This window comes from Trichocoleus sp. DQ-A3 (assembly GCF_039961975.1).
Taxonomy (GTDB): Bacteria; Cyanobacteriota; Cyanobacteriia; order Cyanobacteriales; family FACHB-T130; genus FACHB-T130.
Genome location: NZ_JAMPKC010000015.1, coordinates 87,354 through 108,552 on the forward strand (window position 1 = coordinate 87,354; position 21,199 = coordinate 108,552).

20 protein-coding genes are annotated in these 21,199 nt (G+C 46.1%); 9 read left to right on the top strand and 11 right to left on the bottom strand.

What is annotated here, in order from left to right; translation table 11 throughout:
* Positions 1-6: 6 nt before the first annotated feature.
* The 6 genes from NDI44_RS19825 to NDI44_RS19850 form a co-directional block, all read right to left on the bottom strand.
* Positions 7-1,953, bottom strand: coding sequence for a DUF3370 family protein (locus tag NDI44_RS19825; protein ID WP_190411013.1), 1,947 nt, complete (start codon positions 1,951-1,953; stop codon positions 7-9).
* Positions 1,954-2,200: 247 nt separating this feature from the next.
* Positions 2,201-2,947 carry an SAM-dependent methyltransferase gene (locus NDI44_RS19830; RefSeq protein WP_190411014.1) on the bottom strand — a complete coding sequence of 249 codons (747 nt, stop codon included), beginning with the start codon at positions 2,945-2,947 and terminating at the stop codon, positions 2,201-2,203.
* Positions 2,948-3,028: 81 nt separating this feature from the next.
* Positions 3,029-3,682 carry a Uma2 family endonuclease gene (locus tag NDI44_RS19835; protein WP_190411015.1) on the bottom strand — a complete coding sequence of 218 codons (654 nt, stop codon included), beginning with the start codon at positions 3,680-3,682 and terminating at the stop codon, positions 3,029-3,031.
* Positions 3,672-5,738, bottom strand: a complete 2,067-nt coding sequence (locus NDI44_RS19840) for an AAA family ATPase (protein WP_190411016.1) — start codon at positions 5,736-5,738, stop codon at positions 3,672-3,674. Before NDI44_RS19840 ends, NDI44_RS19835 begins: the two co-directional genes overlap by 11 nt.
* Entirely contained in the window at positions 5,735-5,908 is a 174-nt protein-coding gene (locus NDI44_RS19845; protein ID WP_190411017.1) for a hypothetical protein, read from the bottom strand. Before NDI44_RS19845 ends, NDI44_RS19840 begins: the two co-directional genes overlap by 4 nt.
* A 279-nt stretch (positions 5,909-6,187) precedes the next feature.
* Entirely contained in the window at positions 6,188-6,604 is a 417-nt protein-coding gene (locus tag NDI44_RS19850; protein WP_190411018.1) for a hypothetical protein, read from the bottom strand.
* 588 nt (positions 6,605-7,192) lie between these two features.
* On the opposite strand from NDI44_RS19850, the gene dndE reads away from it, so the two are divergent.
* Positions 7,193-7,600, top strand: a complete 408-nt coding sequence (dndE, locus tag NDI44_RS19855; protein WP_190411019.1) for a DNA sulfur modification protein DndE — start codon at positions 7,193-7,195, stop codon at positions 7,598-7,600.
* Positions 7,601-7,605: 5 nt separating this feature from the next.
* On the opposite strand, the gene NDI44_RS19860 is transcribed toward dndE, so the two are convergent.
* Positions 7,606-8,814: a class I SAM-dependent methyltransferase gene (locus NDI44_RS19860; protein ID WP_190411020.1), complete on the bottom strand. Its 1,209-nt coding sequence runs from the start codon at positions 8,812-8,814 to the stop codon at positions 7,606-7,608.
* An 11-nt stretch (positions 8,815-8,825) separates the two neighbouring features.
* On the bottom strand, positions 8,826-9,833 hold the full coding sequence (locus NDI44_RS19865) for a PfkB family carbohydrate kinase (RefSeq protein WP_190411021.1): 1,008 nt from the start codon (positions 9,831-9,833) through the stop codon (positions 8,826-8,828).
* 212 nt (positions 9,834-10,045) lie between these two features.
* Between NDI44_RS19865 and NDI44_RS19870 the strand changes: the two genes are divergently transcribed.
* The 6 genes from NDI44_RS19870 (at position 10,046) to NDI44_RS19895 (ending at position 15,283) form a co-directional block, all read left to right on the top strand.
* Complete coding sequence (locus NDI44_RS19870; RefSeq protein ID WP_190411022.1) at positions 10,046-10,321, top strand: LuxR C-terminal-related transcriptional regulator; 276 nt, start codon at positions 10,046-10,048, stop codon at positions 10,319-10,321.
* Between the two features lie 387 nt (positions 10,322-10,708).
* On the top strand, positions 10,709-11,302 hold the full coding sequence (locus NDI44_RS19875) for a PD40 domain-containing protein (protein ID WP_190411023.1): 594 nt from the start codon (positions 10,709-10,711) through the stop codon (positions 11,300-11,302).
* Between the two features lie 385 nt (positions 11,303-11,687).
* Positions 11,688-13,154, top strand: coding sequence for an ATP-binding protein (locus tag NDI44_RS19880; protein ID WP_190411024.1), 1,467 nt, complete (start codon positions 11,688-11,690; stop codon positions 13,152-13,154).
* Between the two features lie 161 nt (positions 13,155-13,315).
* Entirely contained in the window at positions 13,316-13,975 is a 660-nt protein-coding gene (locus tag NDI44_RS19885) for a DUF6391 domain-containing protein (protein WP_190411025.1), read from the top strand.
* Positions 13,976-14,056: 81 nt separating this feature from the next.
* Positions 14,057-14,434 carry a photosystem I reaction center subunit IV gene (locus tag NDI44_RS19890; protein ID WP_190411026.1) on the top strand — a complete coding sequence of 126 codons (378 nt, stop codon included), beginning with the start codon at positions 14,057-14,059 and terminating at the stop codon, positions 14,432-14,434.
* 3 nt (positions 14,435-14,437) lie between these two features.
* Positions 14,438-15,283: a DNA-formamidopyrimidine glycosylase gene (locus tag NDI44_RS19895; protein WP_190411027.1), complete on the top strand. Its 846-nt coding sequence runs from the start codon at positions 14,438-14,440 to the stop codon at positions 15,281-15,283.
* A 71-nt stretch (positions 15,284-15,354) separates the two neighbouring features.
* Here NDI44_RS19895 and NDI44_RS19900 read toward each other — a convergent pair whose 3' ends face one another.
* Complete coding sequence (locus NDI44_RS19900; protein WP_339380913.1) at positions 15,355-16,797, bottom strand: methyl-accepting chemotaxis protein; 1,443 nt, start codon at positions 16,795-16,797, stop codon at positions 15,355-15,357.
* Positions 16,798-17,334: 537 nt separating this feature from the next.
* Here NDI44_RS19900 and NDI44_RS19905 point away from each other — a divergent pair.
* Both NDI44_RS19905 and NDI44_RS19910 read left to right on the top strand, forming a co-directional pair.
* On the top strand, positions 17,335-17,550 hold the full coding sequence (locus NDI44_RS19905) for an NAD(P)H-quinone oxidoreductase subunit O (protein WP_190411028.1): 216 nt from the start codon (positions 17,335-17,337) through the stop codon (positions 17,548-17,550).
* 692 nt (positions 17,551-18,242) lie between these two features.
* Entirely contained in the window at positions 18,243-20,063 is a 1,821-nt protein-coding gene (locus tag NDI44_RS19910; RefSeq protein ID WP_190411029.1) for a right-handed parallel beta-helix repeat-containing protein, read from the top strand.
* Positions 20,064-20,367: 304 nt separating this feature from the next.
* On the opposite strand, the gene NDI44_RS19915 is transcribed toward NDI44_RS19910, so the two are convergent.
* Positions 20,368-20,490, bottom strand: coding sequence for a photosystem II protein Y (locus tag NDI44_RS19915; protein WP_190411030.1), 123 nt, complete (start codon positions 20,488-20,490; stop codon positions 20,368-20,370).
* Positions 20,491-20,610: 120 nt separating this feature from the next.
* Complete coding sequence (locus tag NDI44_RS19920; protein ID WP_190411031.1) at positions 20,611-21,165, bottom strand: gamma carbonic anhydrase family protein; 555 nt, start codon at positions 21,163-21,165, stop codon at positions 20,611-20,613.
* Between the last annotated feature and the right edge of the window lie 34 nt (positions 21,166-21,199).

Consider the following 21,199-nt stretch of genomic DNA (forward strand, 5'->3'; position numbering starts at 1 on the left):
TGTGAGTTACCCATTTGTGCTGATGGTGAGAACCTGCGGCGGAGTGGAATCTGGAGGATAGAGAAAATCTACCTGTACAAGTCTTTTGTCACCTGGCGGCATCTTTAGCGTTACCAATGGTTCTCCCGCTTGTCCGCGTCGCTGTACCAGATGCACGTAGCGCGTCTTTTCCACTCCATTATCATCGTTGTAACGCAGCCTGACTGTGCCTCGAAAAAACACTTGCTTAGTGAGGGGATTTAAGAACAAAAGTCTATCGGTTCCTCCCTCATCCTTCAGGGGTGTTTGCACGGATACAGTAACAGTTTGGGTTTGATTAGTAGAGTTTTTCAGCGGCAAAGTGAGATTGTATTCCACCCCATAGTTGCTGTGGGCAAAATACGCCGTATCGGGATAGCGAACTAGCATCGGGGCGCTTTGAATTTGCTTTGTGCCGAGGGTAATGAGATGCAGAGTGCCTAATACATAAGAAAACGCTTTCCCCGGCTGAGGAATCGTTAAATCTGAGGAATTAGAACCATCGGTCATTTGTGCTTGCCATTGTGCCCCTTGGGACACACCCGCCACGCGGCTAAAAACTGTAGGTTCTCTGGGAGGATCTAACGGTGTGGGAATTGGATCGCGCTTCCCCGCCAAACCGCCTGTATTCAGCAGCTTTTGCCATTCAGCCAAGGTAGGTGTCCTCTCGCTACCATTGCCATTGCGGGGGGCATTCATGGCTAAATTGGCAACATAAATCGGGCGATCGCTCGACAACCGTATCATTGTGGAGCGACCATTGGATGAAGGAGCCTTCACCGGAATTGGCTGATTCATCAGCATTTGGCTTTGTCCCGGTGGAATTGTCACCTTTTGGGAGAATTTCTCCTGCCTAATTCCTCGCAGCACATCGTTCATCGTCCGACTGCCAGGGCCAGAGTAGACGGTGCCGTTAGGATTATCTTGAATATCTGGCAAGGAAATAAACGGCGCATCGGGAGTGGAAAGGTAACTTGCTGCTTGCAGCACTTCGACGGTGGCAGGTTGATCGCCGGGATTGTGCAAAATCACGCCTTGGTAGAGGGTGCGCGTTTGCGAGGAATTTTCCGCCCTGGCGATGTGGTGAGAAAATAAATCAAATCGTCCCTGGAAGGGGAAATTTAAATGCGCTTCCGGCACCTGTTTGCCTGCCGGGGGGAAGGTAGACAGCAGGATGCCTTCAGTTGTCACGAGTTCGGGACTGTTGCTGTTAAAGGTGGGAACTGCATCGAGTTTTCCCGGTAAAGTCCGCACCTCCATCGGTTGCACTTCCACCCCGGCAATATACTGGGGCGGAATCGTATAAATGTTTAACGCCCGACACATCGACGCTGCCACTTCCCCTCTGGTGGCGCTGCGATTGGGGTTGAGTTGTTTGACATTCGGATAATTGACGACAAGGGTGCCCACGGCTGCGGAAGCGATCGCATTTTGGGCATAACTTGGAATCTGCGCCGCATCGTTAAAATACTGCCCCAGCGTCTGACTGACATTTTCCGGGATGGGATAATTTGCCGCACCTGCTATAACGCCGATTGCTTGCACTCTGGGAATGGCTTGACTCGGTTGAAAAATCCCGCCTGGATAACCCGAAAAAAAGCCTTTTTGATAAGCGGTAGCGATCGCTTTATTCGCCCAGTGACTAGCAGGCACATCTCTAAAAGCTGTGCTGCTACGCTTTACGGGCGCATCCGGGAAGGCATTCAACATCAGCACCGCCGCCTCAGCGCGTGTCACCGTTGCTTCTGGGCGAAAGCTGCCATCCGGGTAGCCCGTCACTAACTTTCTTTGGGCTAACTGAGTAATGCAATCTTTCGCCCAATGGCTTTGAATGTCAGAAAAAGCGGCAGTACTGGGCGTTGATAAACCCAACAGAGACACAAAAAGAACGGAAGTAACGGCAGGATTTGTTAAGAATTTGAGAGTTTTAACCATTAAAAGGCTTGAATATCAACGAAAGTCTTTGAAGTATTTTTAGACAAATTTGTTGCCAGTGGGAAGCGATGCGCGATCGCCCTGTATCTACAACGCTGATTCAGTAATCCTAGGGAGAATCTCTTTCCTGCTATAGGAAGGCAGTAATTTTCCCCTTTTCCTTGCAGGGAAGAGGACTGGGGGGTTAGGTTTTTGATTGCTAAATCAATGTTGTAGTAACATTGCAGGAGTGCTCCACCGACCAATTTTATTTATAAACTACGCAGCCATACATAAAAACTGGCTCGCTAGCCTCAATTGGTTTTGCCGATAAGTCAGCCTGCCACGCCTCAACTGGCAGGATACCATGCTCAGTTAATTGCCAGCGTCCCAGCAGCGCTCGGATCGTTTCGGGATTACGCATATAAACATGCGCCCCCATCGAGTCCAATAGTTCTAGCATTTCCGGATACACGATCCCCGCTTCACCATCAAAATCCAGCGCCAAGAAACTACCCGCCGGTGCCCAATCATAAAGTTGATCGAGCATCTGGGTCATAATTTCATCAGGGATAAAGGCTGCAACACCGACAAAAACCATACCTAAACGCCGAATTGACCCTAGCACTTGTGCAACAACCGATTGCTCCAGGGTATCCAGGTTTGTCGCATCGCAGAAGATGTAGCCAGCGTTCGAGTTCTCGGCTAAAATCTCTTGACCCAGTTTGATATTTGCTCGATCGATATCGGTATAAAGAACCTTTGCTTGCGCTACAACTTCATGCACATTGCCGCAAGTTGGTAATCCGGAACCAAAAACAATAAATTGGTCAATGCCCTGAGATTCGATATAGCGGGATACCTGACCAATGTAGTCTCGTAACTCGCGAAAAACGGTTGGGAAATCAGGATATACTCCGGCACAAACTTTGGCTGCTTCCACATCAATTGGGAAGTAATGAGAACCGCCAAGCCAATAATCAATTATCCGGGCTGTGTTGGGAGAAACTTCCATTCCTACTCCTTTGGCGGATAAATTTTAAAAATAGCGATCGCTATTTTTAGCCTCTTCTGTATGAGAAGCCTTTTTAGCTGATTAGCTAAATGATTGTAGCAGCCAGCGAGTAATTGCCCCATCATCCTCAGATTGGCTGCGTTGTAGTGCTTCTTCAACGAGGGAAAGCGTCAATCCCGGTAATACCAACGACTCCTGGATTTCGCCACTCCGCCCATCGGAAATTGAGAATGCGATCGCATCCCCAGTTTCTACATCAACAACCCAATATTCAGATATTCCTAACCGTTCATAGAGTAAACGTTTGCGCCCTAAATCATCATTGAGCGTTGTTGCCGCAATTTCCACTACCAATGTTGGGGGTTCAAACTCATTTAAGTCTATTGGAGAGTTTGAACGCGGTGGAAATACAAATTCTGAGCCAATGTAAAAAGCAGAATCAGGTTGACATTCGCCTGCTCCTGATTTCCTGAAACTGGTATTAACTAATTCCTTAATCCGAATATTCCTGACTGCTGCATAAAGACTCACTACCTTAGACATGATAGAATTATCCTGCCCGTGACTGGAAACAATTGGCATTGTTTCAATCCTCATGTAGCCCCGATCGTAATAAAACCTACCATTTTCATAAGCAGGATTATCAGCTAGTACAATAAATTCTTCCCAAGGTGCTTTTATCCACGTATCTGTCACTAAATTCTGTTGTACAGCCGCTGATGAACTAGAAATCATAATCCACCTCTACAATCTCGGTATATTCAAACTCGTTAGGACTTTGCCTAACTAAATCGTAATCGTTTCCGTTTAATTCAATCGAATCTTTTTCGCATTCCGGCTTAGAAGAGTAATAAGTCAATACATATTGCCTACCAATCCGAGTAGCGATTTCTGCGGCTACTTCACCGCGCCATTGAGTTTTAGTGACTAAAACCACTAACTGATTTGCTAATCTGGGAATCGTCTTCGCAATTTGCCGCCGATAAATTTCATCCAAACTTCCGAAGGGAGAATCCATCACAATTGGAAACGTGCTGCTATCTGGTACCATCAGCATTTCCTTATGACTCCACTCGCGAACCCTATCGATAATGCTACCGATAAACGATAAGCTGAGAATTTGATTTTCTCCCGTAGAAGCGGCGACGGGTGACTCTGAACCGGCGGTATTTTCTACTAATGTTAGCTCGTATTTTTCACTAAGCTTTGGGATATAGGGAGTAAAGGAAATTTCGCTAAATATTTCTTGTACTCGCTTTTCTAGCTGCACGCGAAACTGTTGATCAAGACGCGATCGCACTTCGGTTAATCGCTCAATTGCATCCTGGGTTGCAGCAATTCGTCGCTGGGCTAGCGCTTGCTTTGCCTCATTCATCTCATGTTTGGCAATTTGCTTCCCTAAGCCTTCAACTTCAATTTGAATATCAGCAATCTTCTGTCGATTTTCCCCTTCTTCTAGGGTTAAATCTCGAATTTTTGCTTCAATTTCATCTAATCGCTTTTGGAAGTTGCGAATTTCCTCACTGGGATCTTTCCTTAACTTCTCTCTAATTTCATCTAGCTGCGTCTCTATTTCAGAGATTGTTTGTCTAAACTGATTGATATTTCCTTGCTCTGTATCCACCTCTTCCCAAAATGCTGGTGCTTGCTTATCAATTTCATCTACTTGGGCACTCATGCGAATCGCGGTTTCCTCAACAGCCGCAATTCCCGCTTTATCCAACCAGCTTTCAACACTTCCATAAGCAGCAGTTCCCTCAGGCAATTCCGTACCGCAAATACAGCGTTGTTGAGATAATAAATTTGTGACAAATTGCCGATCGATGCCCGATGGTAACTCGCCTCGCTGCCGCAAATTATCAATAATTGCTCGGAATGCTGCTGTTGTCTCGGATAATAAAACTGTGTAGCCTTGGGTTGAAATAGCCCGTTTTAAGGCTTCTTGGCTTCTTTTGAGATTTTGTTGATTTACGGCTTTTTGTTCTTCCAGAGATTTTCGTTCTTCTTCTAACCTTTTAGCCGCATCGAGTTCCCGCAACTGGTTGCTAATTTCTTTTTTGAACGTCTGTTGAGCTGCTAACTCTTCCCCTATTTCAGTTTGACGATTAGATAAGCGAGCGCTTTCTTTCTCTCGCTGCTCTTTTTTCTTTAATAACTGCTGAGTTTGAGAGTCACCAATTGCTTTTAACTCAGCTTCTAGGGTTTTTCTTGCCTCCCCCAGATGCTTGATGGCACGATTTAAAACTTCGACTCCCAAAAGTTTTTTCGTTGCTTCAGCGATTTCCTCCTTTTTTTCGGAGCGAACAATTTGCTCAATTCGCTCTCCATCAAAAAAGAAATACTGATGCAAACTTTCTGGTAAGATTCGCCCAATGATATCTTCTGGATGCTGGGTAGGCAATCTCCAAATTCCATCATCTCCGGCGATTTGCATATACAGCTTGCTTTGGCCTTTCTCGATAGTTGCACCCTTATAAGCGCGACACTCGCGTTTTGCTCGGTAGCGTTTATCGTTATGCTCCCAAGTAACCTCTACCCAGCATTCTACTGGAAAGCCTGGTTTGGCTTCTGCAAGCGATCGCTTATTTACTAACTGCTCTTGTGAAGCAAAAGCGGCACTAAATTTCTCGTACAATACCCACGTAAATGCATTTAACAGCGTTGTTTTTCCCGCACCATTATTGCCGTGGATAATCGTAGTATTTTCTTCCTCTCCACAGGAAAGCAAAATTTCTGGAGTCTTACCATAAAATTGCCGAAAATTGCATAATTTGATGGAAGTTAGCTTCATCGCACCACTTCCTTCACAATTGTCAAAATATCATCATTGATATTGCGCGGTTGTTTCATGTAGAGCTTATCTTTCTCCGCCTGTAATACTCGCTCAATGATTTGATAAACTTCTGATGGAGCTGTCGTAATTGGCTCCTGTACTTCATTTAAATAGGGTTCTTTTGTCATTTGGCTTACCACCCTGCAAATCAACTCTATTTTATTTTTAAACGCTTTAGGTAGCAAAAGTTAACCGCAAAGGTACGCACAGAGGAATTATTGCTCTGTGCGTACCTTTGCGGTTTCCTTCGCGTCCTCTGCGTTTAAAAAGAATTAAAGGAATATAGCTTTTGGAAAGCTACACCACAAGGCACTCTAGGAATGCTCTTAGAGTGCCGTATAGTCATTATTGAATCACTTCTCCCCAGCCCTCCCCACTGGCAGGAAGATAAATTGAGCTTAGATTACTTATAAGGGGCAAACATCTAAAGGTGTTGCGTTAGTACTCGAAGCAGTCGCAGTTCGCCGTTTTCCCGGAATCGCTAAAGTCCAGACTAAGTTGCCTCCGTCGAACTTTACGCTAAAGGCATTGTATACACGTCCCGACAAGAACGATGTTGTCTGCCCACGATTCTCCGGGCTGGGAGTGAATTTGTTATACACGCCAACCGGATTGTCAACAGTTGCGCTGTTTTCATTTTTATAACCAAAATAAGCAATGTAAGGTCCAGTAGGGCAAGATACGACACCCTCCAGAACTGGAGTCAGTGGCTTATTAGCTTGAGTTACTGGGATGATCGCCTCTTCAGCTGCTGAGGCTGCTGTTGCGAAAGCAACCAACGTTGCTGTAAATGTAGCTGCTGATAACTTGTTGAGTATGTTCATAGAATTAAGGCTTTTAAAAAGCTATGGTGTAAAAGGTTGCGCGTAGCGCCAAGGATGAATTTTTAAAGCATTCCTCAAACTTTCAGGATTAAAGTAGGGTTTGCTAGCTGTTGAGCAAGTTTACATTAATTACTCAACCTCTAATCAGAGGGCTTTGATTTACATATAACTGTTGTTTAAGGTGGAATTATAGTGGCTATTTTCATTGATACAGGTAGAGGGAAAATCAATGAATTGTCATTTCATCGTGTAACTTGATGGCTTTAAGTAACTGTTCTATATTCAGGAATTCGGTAAAATACTTAAACTTGAGGTTAAGTGTCCGCATTTTTCCTCTGGTTACATACTTACGTAGAGACTTGTTGTCATCCAGATAAGCGCTTATGCGTAAGTTTCACCTGCCACCCATTATGTAAATTTACAGATAATTCTGTCATCCTTAAGAAATATTTGTTTACAAAATATTTACTTGCGCCCGGTTTAATCTAAAGAATTAGAAGAGGCTCCGTGCTTAGCACTCCTTGGAAGCGATCGCTTTCGGGCGAGTAAGCCTCAAGTTTTATCGTTCAAGGCTCTATTTAAAGACTGATGGAACCACCCATTGACCGTATTCGCCTGTCTCAAACAGCCAAAGATCAGCTAAGTAAGCTCAAGCGCAACACCAAAATCGATCAGTGGAATATTCTTTGCCGCTGGGCATTTTGTCGCTCTCTGGCAGAGCCAACAATCCCTTCGCCGGTGCCAATTCCAGCAGATAGTAATGTCGAAATGACTTGGCGCGTCTTTGGGGGAGAATTGTCTGATATTCTGTTAATTGCCTTAAAGCAGCGCTGCTACAACGATAGATTAGGAACCGATCGGGAGACTTTGGCGACTCAATTTCGCCTGCATTTGCATCGCGGGATTGGTTATTTAGCAGGCGATCCGAATATCAAGAAAATTGAAAATTTAATTGAAGTTGTTGAAGCAATTAAAAATGAAAAAGCAAATTTTTAATTGTTTTATGGCATCGTCAAACCTTTGAGCTTTAGCTTTCTCTCTTCCTCGCTTAGCCCTTTGCACTGCACCAGTACGCCAAAACCACCTAATCCCCTTGGATCGATGAGCTGGTGTAGGGCGTCACGACGGCGCAGTACATCCATAATGCTTTGCTGCTCGGCAATCGGGCGATCGCTATTGGAAAGGGCAGCAATGCGATCGCCCAATCCCAGCGCCATCAGAAATAACGCCTGTTTCGTAAAACCCACCAATGCCAAGCCGCAGCGATCGCCCCAACGCTCCAAGGCAGTAAAATCCACATGAGCGGTGATATCCTGTTGCCCAATCTGCACGTAAGGATCGTTATGGTGCCGATGCTGGTAATAACACTGAAGCGTCCCCTGACTCCGCTGGGGATTGTAATATCGAGCCGCTGGGTAGCCGTAGTCAATCGTCAACAAATACCCGCGCTTCAGCTTATCGGCAACTGTACTCAGCCAAGCACCAGCGGCTAGATTAATCTCGCTGCGATAGCCATCTGCATAGGCAGCAGAGGGCAACTCAAGCCCCACTAAATCAAAATACTCAGTCAGTTGAGGCGTAGAAAGTTCGCCGATTACTTCCTCAAAATGGGTTCCATCCGGCATGGTGACATAGATTTCTTGGAGCTTCCCTTGCGCGATCGCAAACTGATGCACTGGCAATGCATCCACCAACTCATTAGAAAAAAAGCAGCCGGTGATGGAAGCGCTGGGTATCTCCTCCAGAGAACACCACCTAACGGGTGTAGCGCCTTGCGTTTGGGCGAATATTGGGGCTAATTTCTGCAACACCTGCTGCTGTTGGGAAATTAGCCCCGCTGCCTTTTCAACGATCAGGTACTCTAAAGCATTAAAGAATGCTGGATGATGCTGGTGTAAATGCAGCAGAATATCTGCTGCTATGAGTCCTTGTCCCGCCCCCATTTCCACAAGCGTAAATTGCGCCGGACGTCCCAAAATATCCCACATTTGGACAAATTGCTCAGCCAGCAGTTCGCCAAAGTCGGCACCCAGATTGGGAGCGGTAAAAAAATCACCTTCCGGCCCAATGTTGACGGCGTTTGTGGCATAGTAGCCGTAGTCCGGCTCGTACAGCACCCACTCCATATACTGAGCAAAGGTAATCCGCTGGTTGGGACTGTTGGCAATTCGCTGTGCAATTAAGCTCAAGAGCGATTCAGACTCGTGCATCAACGATTCTTTCAACCTTCAACATTTACAGTTTTGAGGAAGTCTTCCACTTCAGCCGTTGTTGGCTGTGCAGCGATCGCTCCTGGCTTCATTGCGGTGATCCCACCCACTGCATTTGCATAAGTTACCACCTGCTTTGCCATTTCAGCATCAGCGAGATACTGAATGCCGTGTTTGCACAACTGATCGATGAAACCGGCAAGGAACCCATCCCCCGCGCCTGTGGTATCGACCACCTTGACGGAAAAAGCTGGCACCTTGTCTTCATTCCCGCCCAAGCAGTAAGCACAACCTTTTTCACCGCCGGTTACTAAAACGCCCTCTACTGAATCCAGACGGTAAGCGATCGCGCCAGCATCAGTGGTTTCAAATAACCATTCAGCTTCTTCGTCAGTGATTTTTAAGAAATCGACGTGCTTGATCAGTTCCTGAATCATCGGCTTGGAATCGCTGGGATCGGGCCAGAACATATCGCGCCGATTCACATCCAGCACAATTTTGACATTGTACCGATCTGCCAGTTCCAGGGCTTTCGTAATTGCCGCTCGCGCATCAGGATAAGCTAACTCCAGACTTCCCAGGACGAGAAAATCAGCGTTTTCAAACAAAGCTTCTGGCAATGCAGACGCTTGTAGGTGCGTATCGGCAAATTCTGTCGTGTCACGAGTTTCTTTTGCAGAAGTGGAGCTAACGCCAAATGCGGCAAATTCCCGTTCGCCCGATAGCGATCGCACCACATAAACTTGCCGCGTCGGTGCGGTGTCATGGTGCTGCACGCCCGTACTATCCACACCCACTTCCTGCAACAACTGCACCAACTGGTCTCCCGGCTGATCTTTACCTACACAGCCGATAAATCCAGAAGGGGTTCCCAACTTGACCAAAGCACACGCCACATTTGCGGGTGCGCCGCCCGGATAAGGCGTCCAAGATTCGACATCTTCAAGCGATCGCCCCAGTTGATCGGCTAGACAATCAAACAAAATCTCTCCGAGGCAGAGAACGCGGGGATGGGTCACAACTGCACTCCTTGTCAACATGAACTCAGCCTACCAGAGCCTCTACCCCCTAGATCCGGATATTCACAGAAGCTCAAGATGATCCCAGCCTTTTTTCCGACTCCCAGAGGTGGGGGATATTGTCTCAATCCCAGTCACGAACGGGCTTACCCCCAAAGGATCTTCTAAAATTAAAGAGATAGTAAGTAGATATAACTAAGGAAAAAATACTTATGGCTGGTAGCGAGACTTATACCCCTGCGACACTCTCCGAGCGAGAACTGCAAATCATTGAGCTAGTTGCTGCTGGCTTAACGAATCATGACATCGCCCAAAAGCTGGAAATCAGCAAACGAACCGTGGATAACCACATCAGCAATGTATTGACCAAAACCAAGACTGACAATCGGGTGGCGCTGCTACGCTGGGCTTTGCAATGGGGCAAAGTTTGTATCAATGAAGTCAACTGCTGTACCTTGCCCACACCGGCGGATGAAGTGATTTCCTAAGCGAGCAACCGGGAAACCCTGCGAAAAAAGACAATCGTCATTAGTCATTGGTCATGGGTTGTTGGTTATGGGTTGTTGGTCAGTCAATTATTGCGAATTGTACGGATAAGCGAATTCATGGCGAATTGTCAACTGCTTTTCAATTCGTCAATAGCTGATTCGCTAGCAAACGAATCAATCAGGGTCGCGGATTAAATAACCTACATCCCTTCACCTCGTAGATTGGGTTAAGCGATCGCGTTACCCAACGCTACATTCAGTACTCTGGTTGGGTGGTCGTAACATCAAAGGCCACATCGAAAGGGCGGGGGGAATCCCCGCCCTTTTGACGTACTTCCCCAACCAGACTGAAGTTATTTAATATCTATTCCGAAAAACTAATGACAAATGACTAAACACAAGCGTTATCTGCCAGTTTTAGCAGTTGGTTTGTTCGCCACCTTGAGTGGATGTCGCGATCGCGGTTTGCTCACTCCACCTCCGCAACTGCTGGGAGCCTCCCTCAACAGCTTAGCCGCCGAACAAGAACCCCGGTTTTCTTACGATGGTCGCTACCTCGTCTTTACCTCAAATCGCCAAGCCCGTCGCGGCGTCTATCTTTACGACGTTCAGCGCCGTCGCCTTATCCCTCTCCCCGGACTCAACCAAGCGGGTGTCATCCACGAACAGCCAGATATCAGTGCCGATGGTCGCTACATCGTCTACATCTCCGAGGAACGGGGCAAACCAGATGTTTTCGTTTATGACCGCCAAAGCCTGCAATCTGAGGTCATTACCGACAATATTCTTGGTGAAGTCCGCCGTCCCACCATTAGCGGGAACGGTCAATTTATTGCCTTTGAATCCAATCGTTCCGGGCAGTGGGACATTGAAATTTACGATCGTGGCCCCAGTGTCGAATTATCCTTACCCACCAGCCGTTCGGCACCTCTAAACAGCCCTGAAGCCCCCGCCTCAACCACACCAGCGGCTCCCAATTGATGGACGCATCCCACTAAAGTTAAATAGCAGGGGTTGACCTGCTGTAGAGACATGATTAACCGCGAGTCTTCTGCAACCCTTCTAAATTTGGCTGACTCGGTAACTTTACGCTTCGTTTGTGATAAATAAACCGATGCTCTAGAAGTTCTTGTATCTGCGATTACGTTCCAACTTAACACTGACGATTGCTTTAGGCATAAGTCCGAAAAAACAATCGCGATCGCGGACGATTTTTTACAATCGGAATATTGATTAAAAATCACTTATCATAAAAATAATTTTACTTGATAAATCTAACTAAATAAATCATGGTAAACCAAATTTCAACGTAACTAGGGAAATTTTTCCTAGAAAAGTGAAATGTTCTTGTTGATGAATGCTCGCAATGCTTAAGGAAACCGAATCAGCTTCTTCTTTGGAACAGCCATTAACCGTCTTACTCGTTGACGATCAAGCTCTGGTTGGTGTAGCAATACGTCGGATGCTTGCCACTGAAGAAGATATCATTTTTCACTATTGTAGTGAACCGACTCAAGCAATTCAAATGGCGACAGAAGTTGCTCCAACAGTCATCTTACAAGATTTAGTAATGCCCGAAATTAATGGGTTGCTGTTGGTGCGGTTTTTTCGGGCTAATTCCGCAACGCGAGATGTTCCGATTATTGTGCTTTCAGCGAAAGAAGATCCAGCAGTCAAAGCGGAAGCCTTTGCTCTGGATGTAAATGACTACTTGATAAAACTGCCAGACAAAATTGAGCTAATCGCTCGTATCCGCTATCACTCCAAAGCCTATATTAACTTTATCAAACAGGCTCGGTTGCACGCCCAAGTAGAAGCACAAGTCGAGATGCTTAGCGAGAAATCTCGACAACTGACTGAAGCATTAACACAACTGCAAAATACTCAAGCTCGGCTCATTCAATCTGAAAAAATGGCGAGTTTGGGTCAACTGGTTGCCGGTGTTGTCCACGCCATCAACAACCCAGTTAATTTCATCTACGGCAACCTCACTTACTTAGATGAATATACTCAAGCTTTATTGGATTTGTTGGTAGTTTATCAGCAAGAATATCCTCAGCCGTCTTTAAGGATTCAGGAACAAGCAGAAGAAATCGATCTAAATTTTCTAATTGAAGACTTGCCCAGAATGTTGTCTTCCATGAAAGTAGGCGCTGACAGAATTTGTCAGATTGTTTCGAGTTTGCGTAACTTCTCGCGCTTAGATGAATCAGCGATGAAGCCGGTCAATATTCATGAAGGAATTGAGAGTACCTTACTAATATTGCAGCATCGACTGAAAGCCAAGACAGAACATTCGGGAATTCAGATCCTCAAAGAGTATGGGAATTTACCCCCGGTAGAGTGTTATGCCGGACAACTCAATCAGGTGTTTTTGAACATTCTCAGCAATGCGATTGATGCCTTGAATGATTATGACAAAGAGCGATCGCCTGATGAAATCCGAAACCATCCCAGCCGGATCGTCATCCAAACCTCAATTGTCAGCACTCAGGGTTCGGCGGTCAGCGAACACACAACTGACAATCAAACAAATAATCAACAGGACGCACACGGCACAGTGGTGCCCCTAGTTGCTGATAAAGTAGCGATTCGGATTATCGATAATGGGCCGGGTATCGCTTCCGAAGTAAAGTCACGCATTTTTAATTCTTTTTTCACCACTAAAAATGTGGAAAGAGAAACCGGGCTGGGATTAGCCATCAGCTATCAAATTGTCGTTGAGAAGCACGGTGGAAGCTTGCAATGCTTTTCAGAGCCAGGAAAAGGAACAGAATTCGCAATTGAAATTCCCATTCAGCAGCCTGCTCATCAATCTACCTTGCTGGAGTAGCCTTTCAACAACTCAACCGACAAAATCCCAACGTGACCGGCTTTTGAGCGCGAGTAGTACGAGTGGCAATCTCACAAAAATTTGCAACGGCTCAAAGGCGTAAACGCTAAAGTTGAAAAACATCCCAGTTAATCTATCTGCTTTTGGAGTAGTTCTACTCTATGACTACTGCTTCTGCTTCTTCTCAGACTGGCAACTTCTGGAGCTTTGACTGGAGCTTTGACTCCCCAGCTCCTCAACCGACACAAGATGCCGATCTCCTCAGAACCCTGAACTTTGTTCCTGGGCTAAAGGAAATCCTGATGCTGCGTCAGGTTCATGCCTTAGAACACGCCACGGTTTGGGTCTTGAGCGACACCTGTAACTCCCCGAACGCCAGGGGTGTATCAACCTCCAGGCAACTAGATAACAACACTCTAGGAGGTCTTTCCACCGACCAAGGATTTTACCTCTACGGTCAAGTCAACAGCGCTGATTTGCATCGTGCTGTTCGCACTGCCCTCCGGCGCATTACCCGTGGAGAATGGAACCTCGCCGTGCATCCGCGTTGCGGCACGAATTTGTCAGTCGGGATGCTTGTCACCGCCGGACTCGCCTTGGGTATCCATCTCGTCCTGCCTCGTGGCCCCATCGAGCAACTTTTGGGTTTAGGCATCGCTACCACCGCTGCTGCCCAATTAACGCCCGATCTGGGCGGTCTTGCCCAACAATACATTACAACCTCCATTCCCTTTAATTTGGCGATAGAAGACATTTCGGCAACGCCTGACATCTGGGGTCGTCCCGCTCACTTCGTCCGACTGCGTTGGATCGAACAGTAATAAAACTTAAAGACTGGGAGGCTCAGCAGCTCCCGATCGAGTAGTACGCTGTACCTTAATGACGTAAGGGAAAAAACACTTATGGTTCAACGTGGTTCAAAAGTTCAGATTCTCCGCAAAGAATCTTTCTGGTTTCAGGATACTGGGACTGTTGCTTCCATAGACCAGAGCGGCATCAAATACCCAGTGATTGTCCGTTTCAATAATGTCAACTACGCTGGCGTTAATACCAACAACTTTGCCATGAACGAAGTGGTAGAGGTTGAAGCACCCAAGGCAGCAGGGAAGAAACCCACTACTGCCGCTTCCGGTGGCAAACAAACCACCATCGACGAGCGGACTCGCAGAACAGGTCAGGGCAACCGAGTTCTTGATGGGAAGGCCAGCGCTGCACCAGAGTCTGGAGAAGGTAGCTCAGTTGTACAAGGCTCTCCCAATCAGGGAACTGACTCACGTTAAGTTGTGCCAGAACTGCCTGAAGTTGAAACAGTTCGCCGGGGTCTAAATAAATTGACCCTGAATCAGGAAATATGGGGTGGCGATGTGTTGCTTGAACGCACAATTGCCCACCCCCTTTCCTCTGTAGATTTTTTGGCTGGGCTTGCCGGTTCAGTTATTACTCAGTGGCACCGGCGTGGTAAATACCTGCTGGCAGAACTCTCCTCATCTGCCTGGTTGGGCGTTCACCTGCGAATGACGGGTCAGCTGCTGTGGATTGATCCGCAGGAATCACTCCAGAAACATACGCGAGTGCGGCTGTTCTTTACCAGTGAGAAGACCAGTGAGATGGAGTTGCGCTTTGTTGACCAGCGAACCTTTGGCAAGATGTGGTGGGTACCGCCAGGAACACCGCCAGAAAGCATCATCACTGGTTTACAGGTTTTAGGCCCCGATCCCTTTTCCACAGCGTTTTCCGTGGAGTACCTGGCGCTGGCACTGCAAAATCGCCGCCGTCCCATCAAAACCGCTCTGCTAGATCAATCTCTGGTGGCTGGAGTCGGCAATATCTATGCTGATGAAGCGTTGTTTCTCAGTGGTGTGCCACCCAAAACCCTTTGTGCCGATCTAAAATTAGCGCAAATTGAGCGTTTGAGAGGGGCAATTATTCAAGTGTTGCAAGCCAGTATTGAGGCTGGGGGAACGACTTTTAGTAACTTTCTCAACGTGCAGGGCGTTAACGGCAACTATGGCGGGGTCGCCTGGGTTTATAACCGCACGGGTGTCCCCTGTCGAGTTTGTAGCACACCGATTGAGCGCATTAGATTAGCCGGACGCTCCGCGCATTTTTGCCCCCAGTGTCAACGCTAGAATGTCAGCCCTATAAAATGCAGATGGGCAGGGGTGCCGAGGGGAGGGAGTTATCAATTCGCGATTGGCGATTAGACAATTGACTTCAGGTTTAGGGCTGCTTCGTTGAGGTTTTGGGTGCCCGCTTTGGTTTGCCCGATCCCACTCGCCGTTTCTTTTGCTCCCTGGTTGAGGACGTTCATGGCATCAACGACTTGTTGAATCGCGATCGCTTGTTGTTGGGCACTCAAGGCAATTTGTTGGCTGTTTGTAACTACATGGTTGATGGCGTTCGTCATCCCCGTAAAGGCGTCCGCAGTTTGATGAGAGAACTGTACCCCGGCTTCCACCGTCTTCGTGCCCTCCGCTGTCACTTTTACGGTTGAATTAATCGCGCGTTGGATGTCAACGACGAGGGTGTTGATTTCTTGCGCTGACTTCTTGCTTTGATCGGCGAGTTTCCGAATTTCCCCCGCCACCACCGCAAATCCCTTACCATGTTCTCCAGCCCGAACCGCCTCTACAGCAGCATTCAGCGCTAGCATATTTGTCTGGTTCGCGAGATCGCTTACCAAGTTTGTAATGTTGCTAATTTGATGAGTTTGTTCGTTCAGTTGCAGAATTTGAGCTGCGATCGCTTCTACCTTCTCGCTGAGCGTCGCCATCCCTCCCAGAGTTTGCTGCACGGCTTCGGTTCCCCCTTCTGCTAATATCAGAGCCTGACGCGCTCCCGCAGAGGCTGCTGCGGCTTGTTGCGCCGATTGCAGGGAAGAAGTCCCCAACTCATCCATCGTTGTAGTAGTTTGATTCACCGAACTGGCTTGAGAGACAGCGATGGGTTCTTGCTGTTCAACGGTGCTAGCGATCGCTCTGGAAGAGTGCGCGATCGCATCGACGATCTCATTAATCTGCTGGCTGATGCGCGAAGCGATTAACGAACCAATTCCCAAAGCAAATATTGCAGATAATCCGGCACCGAGCCAAACTACAATCGTGAGCCAGTACATCGCAGTATCTTGTTGTTTAGCTTGTGCCGCTAACTGATAATTTGCTTGTTTAAGCATATCCTCACGCCAGTCATTAATTCCCAGCATTCGTATAGACTTCGTTAACTCAACAGCCTCGGCAATCTTACCGCTATCGAGCAAGTTGAATATCTTTCTAGACGCCTCATCAATTTCCTGACCCGCCTCAATAATTTTAGTCAAATTTTCTCGTTGCTGAGGGTCTTGAATCTCTCCCTCTAAAAATTTAGATGCTTCTCGAAATAACTTAATTCCTTCTTCGTAGGTTTTCTCGTAGCTTTTCTCCTTGGGGAAAACCACATGACCTCTGGTATTCCGTACCATTACGGATATTCCAAGAATTATTTCATCTATTTGTATAATATTGTTTTGTATGGATTTGACCTCTTCCGCAACTTTAGCGACTTTGTGAATGTTGTAATGCACCACTCCAGCCACGCCCATTGCCAATAAAATTGGAACAGAATATCCTAGCAAAATGCGGGACTTCAGTTTTAATGGCTTATTCACCGAGTTACTCCTTTCCTGGCTACTGGCTGCTAATTGCCTGTTTGAGTGTTATTGATCGCTGAGATAATCCAAGATAACTTGGTTCAGTTTAAAATAAAATAATTAGTTAGGAAAATTTTTACTTTTGCAAACCAAATGTATTTCTATATTTAGGAGCAGTATATTTATCAATTTAGCTCATTGTATTTTCGATTAGTACAGAAACTTTCAATGATTTACGAAACTAGCTTCGGGTTGTTATTGAACCACAAAACCGCAAAGAGCAAAGAGACGTCCGCGTTCGTGAACTGCGTCTGAAAGAGCGAGCGTTTAGACAATGTTTGAGAAGTATCAAAAGTTGATTCTATCTGCCTATCCCGCCTTAGAAAGGGGATAATTCAGCTAAAATCCCTTCTTTTCAAGGGGGATATCCACCATCTAAGCGTCTCAATTAGGACTTTTTCAGGCATCCTCTAAGTAAATTTGCTTTAAGATGATTTTCCCGCCCTCATAGAAACTAAAATAGTGATGAACTAGACACAAGGGCAGAACAAAAATATGGCAGTCAAAAGTGGCGATTTGGTTCGTGCTGTGCGAGAAAAATTAGAAAACAGTGTGGAAGCGCAAGCTAGCGACTCGCGCTTCCCTTCCTACATATTTGAAACCAAGGGTGAAGTTGTACAATTGCGGGGTGACTACGCACTCGTCAAATTTGGTCAGGTGCCAGCACCAAATGTCTGGTTACGTGCCGATCAGCTAGAACCCTTTAAGTAAACTCAACGGGTAGCTGCAACCTTGTAGGGAGACGAACCTCTAAGTAAGGTTTTAGCTTAGGGAGAGCCGACTTCTGTGGGCGGGTTGAAAATGTCCCTGTTGACAGCTGACGTGCTGTACAGGCAGTTATCACCCGCCCTTACCCTCAACGCTAACAATTCGCTAATGATTGCAATAGAGCGATTTTCTAAGAGCAACACCGCTTCGCTACCGCGTCCACCAACTTTCAATGAGCGAGAAAAACCCTTCAGTAGATTCTCGTTCCGAAGACGCTGAAGTTTTTCTATCGTCCGAATTTTTACGGATTCCAGTAAAGCTTTAGAGGGCTATGATGTATCGCATAGTAGGCTCTATTCTGAATCGTTTATTTAAGCATTTTTAGTAGCCGATTATCGGGAGAAAGGAGATAAGTTCATTTTGCTTTTTTCTGGTTTTTTACCTAAGTTTTTAATCCAAAGTTGATACAACTTTGGATTAAAAACACCTTAAATTATTAAACTATATATGGTATTTTCACGATGAATTATTTAAATAAAAACTTTCGTATTGCTGGGAAGTTATTTTCAATTTTTGTTACAGTATTCTGCCTAGTTTTGATAAGTAGCAAAGTCAATTTACCTGGTTCAGCTTCTGCACAAGACTCAAAAGTTTACTATGTATCGCCCTCTGGAGCAGATTCCAATTCGGGAACTTTGTCTAAACCCTTTCAAAATATCCAAAAGTGTGCCAGTGTAGCGACGGCTGGATATACTTGTTTGATTCAAGGCGGGATTTATCGAGAAACTGTTATCCCTGCTAATTCTGGAACCGCTGGAAAACCTATTACTTTTAAAGCTTATCAAAACGAACAAGTAACAATTAGCGGTGCAGACCCGATTTCTAATTGGACTCTGCACAATCACCCCAGCGGAAAAGTCTACAAAGCAACAATGAACTGGGATTTAGGTGAAGGGAATAACCAGGTTTTTGTAAATGATGAAATGATGGTCGAGGCTAGATGGCCTAATATTAACAAAAACCCAGCACAAATTACCAGTAAAGACAAAGCGATCGCTGATGGTGGTTCAATTAGCAACCCAAATGCTGCTGACAATTCACGAGTCAGCGGCACAATTTTAGATGAGGCTTTAAATGACTTTCCTACTAGTTTTTGGAATAACGCCAAAGTCAATCACGTTCCTGGTCCAAATTGGGCACCCCATACCAGCACGATTACCAGTCACACCCCTAAAACTATTAATTTTAGCGACTATCAATATTATGCAAACTCTCTAGGCTATGCTCCAAAAGCGGGTAATTACTACTATATTTGGGGTAAATATGAAGCTTTGGATGCACCAAAAGAATGGTTTAGAGATGCTTCGGGAAATTTATATTTATGGACGATAGATGGAAGCAATCCTGCAAGCAACCGTGTAGAAGTCAAAAAAAGGCAATGGGCATTTGAGATTAATAATAAATCTAATATAAGCATAGAAAATATCAATATTTTCGCGGCAGGCATCCACTCAAATAATAGTTCAAATATTTTAATTAATAAAGTCAAGCTTTTGTATGGTTCTAATTTCGCAGTGATTCCCCATCTTTGGTACGACCAAGGAGCGCCAGCTATTTTATTGGGAGGAAATAATAACGAAGTAAAAAATAGCGAAATTAGGTATGCGGCAGGAGCGGGAATTAGAATTGAAGGCAATTCGAGTAAAATTACTAATTCTATTATCCACGATACAAATTACTCCGGCACTAGCAGCGCCATCCATATTAAAGGCGCAGTCAATGCAATTATGTACAACACCTTATTTGATTTAGGAACTCCGGGCGCGATCAACATCAATGAATTGACGCAGGGCAAGGTGATGTACAACGAAGCATTTAATATGGGGCGGCAAAATAGCGACGGAGGTACGGTGCAGGCATGGGGACACGATGGCAAAGGGACTGAGATTGCCTATAACAAAATTCACGATAGTCAAGCAGAATACAACCCCAGTTTGCATTATTTTGGCAGCATGGGAATTTATTTAGACGGCAACAGTTCTAACTATGTAGTGCATCACAATGTTCTGTGGAATATTCCCAAGCATGGGATTGCGATTAACAGTCACGGCACTCCCTGTTTAAATACAAATAGGCAAGTGTATAACAACACTGTAGATGGAGAGATTTGGTGGGAACCGTCTCGATCTAATATGAAAGGCACTATCCTCAAAAATAATATTGCTAAAGAATTTAAAGATACCCAGTCCGCAGGGGGGATGACAGTGGAAAACAATATTGTCATGGAAAAAGATGCGGCGGGTCAAATCACTGTTCCCGATGTACAGTTTGTAAATAGAAGCAACCACGACTATCAACTCACTGCTACTTCTGCGGCTGTAGATAAAGGTGCGATCGCTTCTCCTTACACCAATGGATTTGTAGGGAAGCAACCAGATATTGGCGCTTTTGAATACAATAAGAAACCGTGGACCGCTGGTGCCGCGATCGCTCAAGAAGATTTGTCTGTGAAATAACATTCTCCGCACTGATAGGGCGGATATTCTTCGTTCAACGATTCGGCTTGCCAATCTCCTGTTCGCGAAGCGGCGCATCAGCGCGAGCATTCGGAGCTAAAATCCCTCGGAACCTCAACCCCCAGCCACTCGACCTCCACAGAGAGGGGAGAATAGAATATTGAACCCATCCACGAAGAGCGGGAAGGGGCAGGGGTAGGGTTAGGTCGTACTCCTTGCCCAGTCTTCTCCACCAAGAACCCCCTCGATCCTCTCTGACTAAAGGGAACAAGGGGGTTACTGCTAATTACTTGTATCGTCTCGTTCAGGATCTGTTGAGAAAACCCTGAATTTGTTTCAGAGCATACGGAAGAATATTAAACCCTGCCCAGCCTGCTGCTGCGATAATTGGCAGCAAAACGATTAACACGCGCCAGTCAAACTCCATTGAAGTTTCCTCTCTTATTGCTTAAAGATTTTTGAACAATTCTCATATTTTATTTTTAGGCATCGGGGGACAGTTTGATACATCCCTTGACTTATCCGGACTCCCTAACTTTCCCAGACATCAATGGGGCGTCGTAAATCCCAGATCTGTCCCCTTGCCTGCATGAACCAAAGCTAGCTTCTCGTAGCGCTTCGCGTGTTCGATCAGTTCTGCCGTCTCAGCCTCAGAAAGTTCGCGCACCCGCTTAGCAGGTATCCCCACCATCAGCGACAAAGGGGGCACGTCCTTCGTCACCACACAACCAGCACCGATAAGACTCCCAGCACCAACGCGCACGCCATCTAGCACCACTGCACCAATGCCAATCAGGCAACCGCGTTCAATATGAGCCGAATGAATCACAGCGCGATGCCCGATGGTTACATGATCTTCCACAATGGTTGGCTTGCCGGGATCGCCGTGCAAAATCGCCCCATCCTGAATATTTGTCCGTTCTCCAATTTCAATGCGTTCCACATCTCCTCGCACCACAGCCCCGAACCAGATGCTGACCCCTACACCAATCTTTACCCAACCCATGACAACGGCATTCGGGGCGACAAAGGCAGCTAAGGAGAGATCGGGGCTAGGCCAATAGGAATTATCGGCACCGTAAAACGGGTTTAAATTACTCACACGATGCGCTCAGTGACTCTACAAAATAACCACA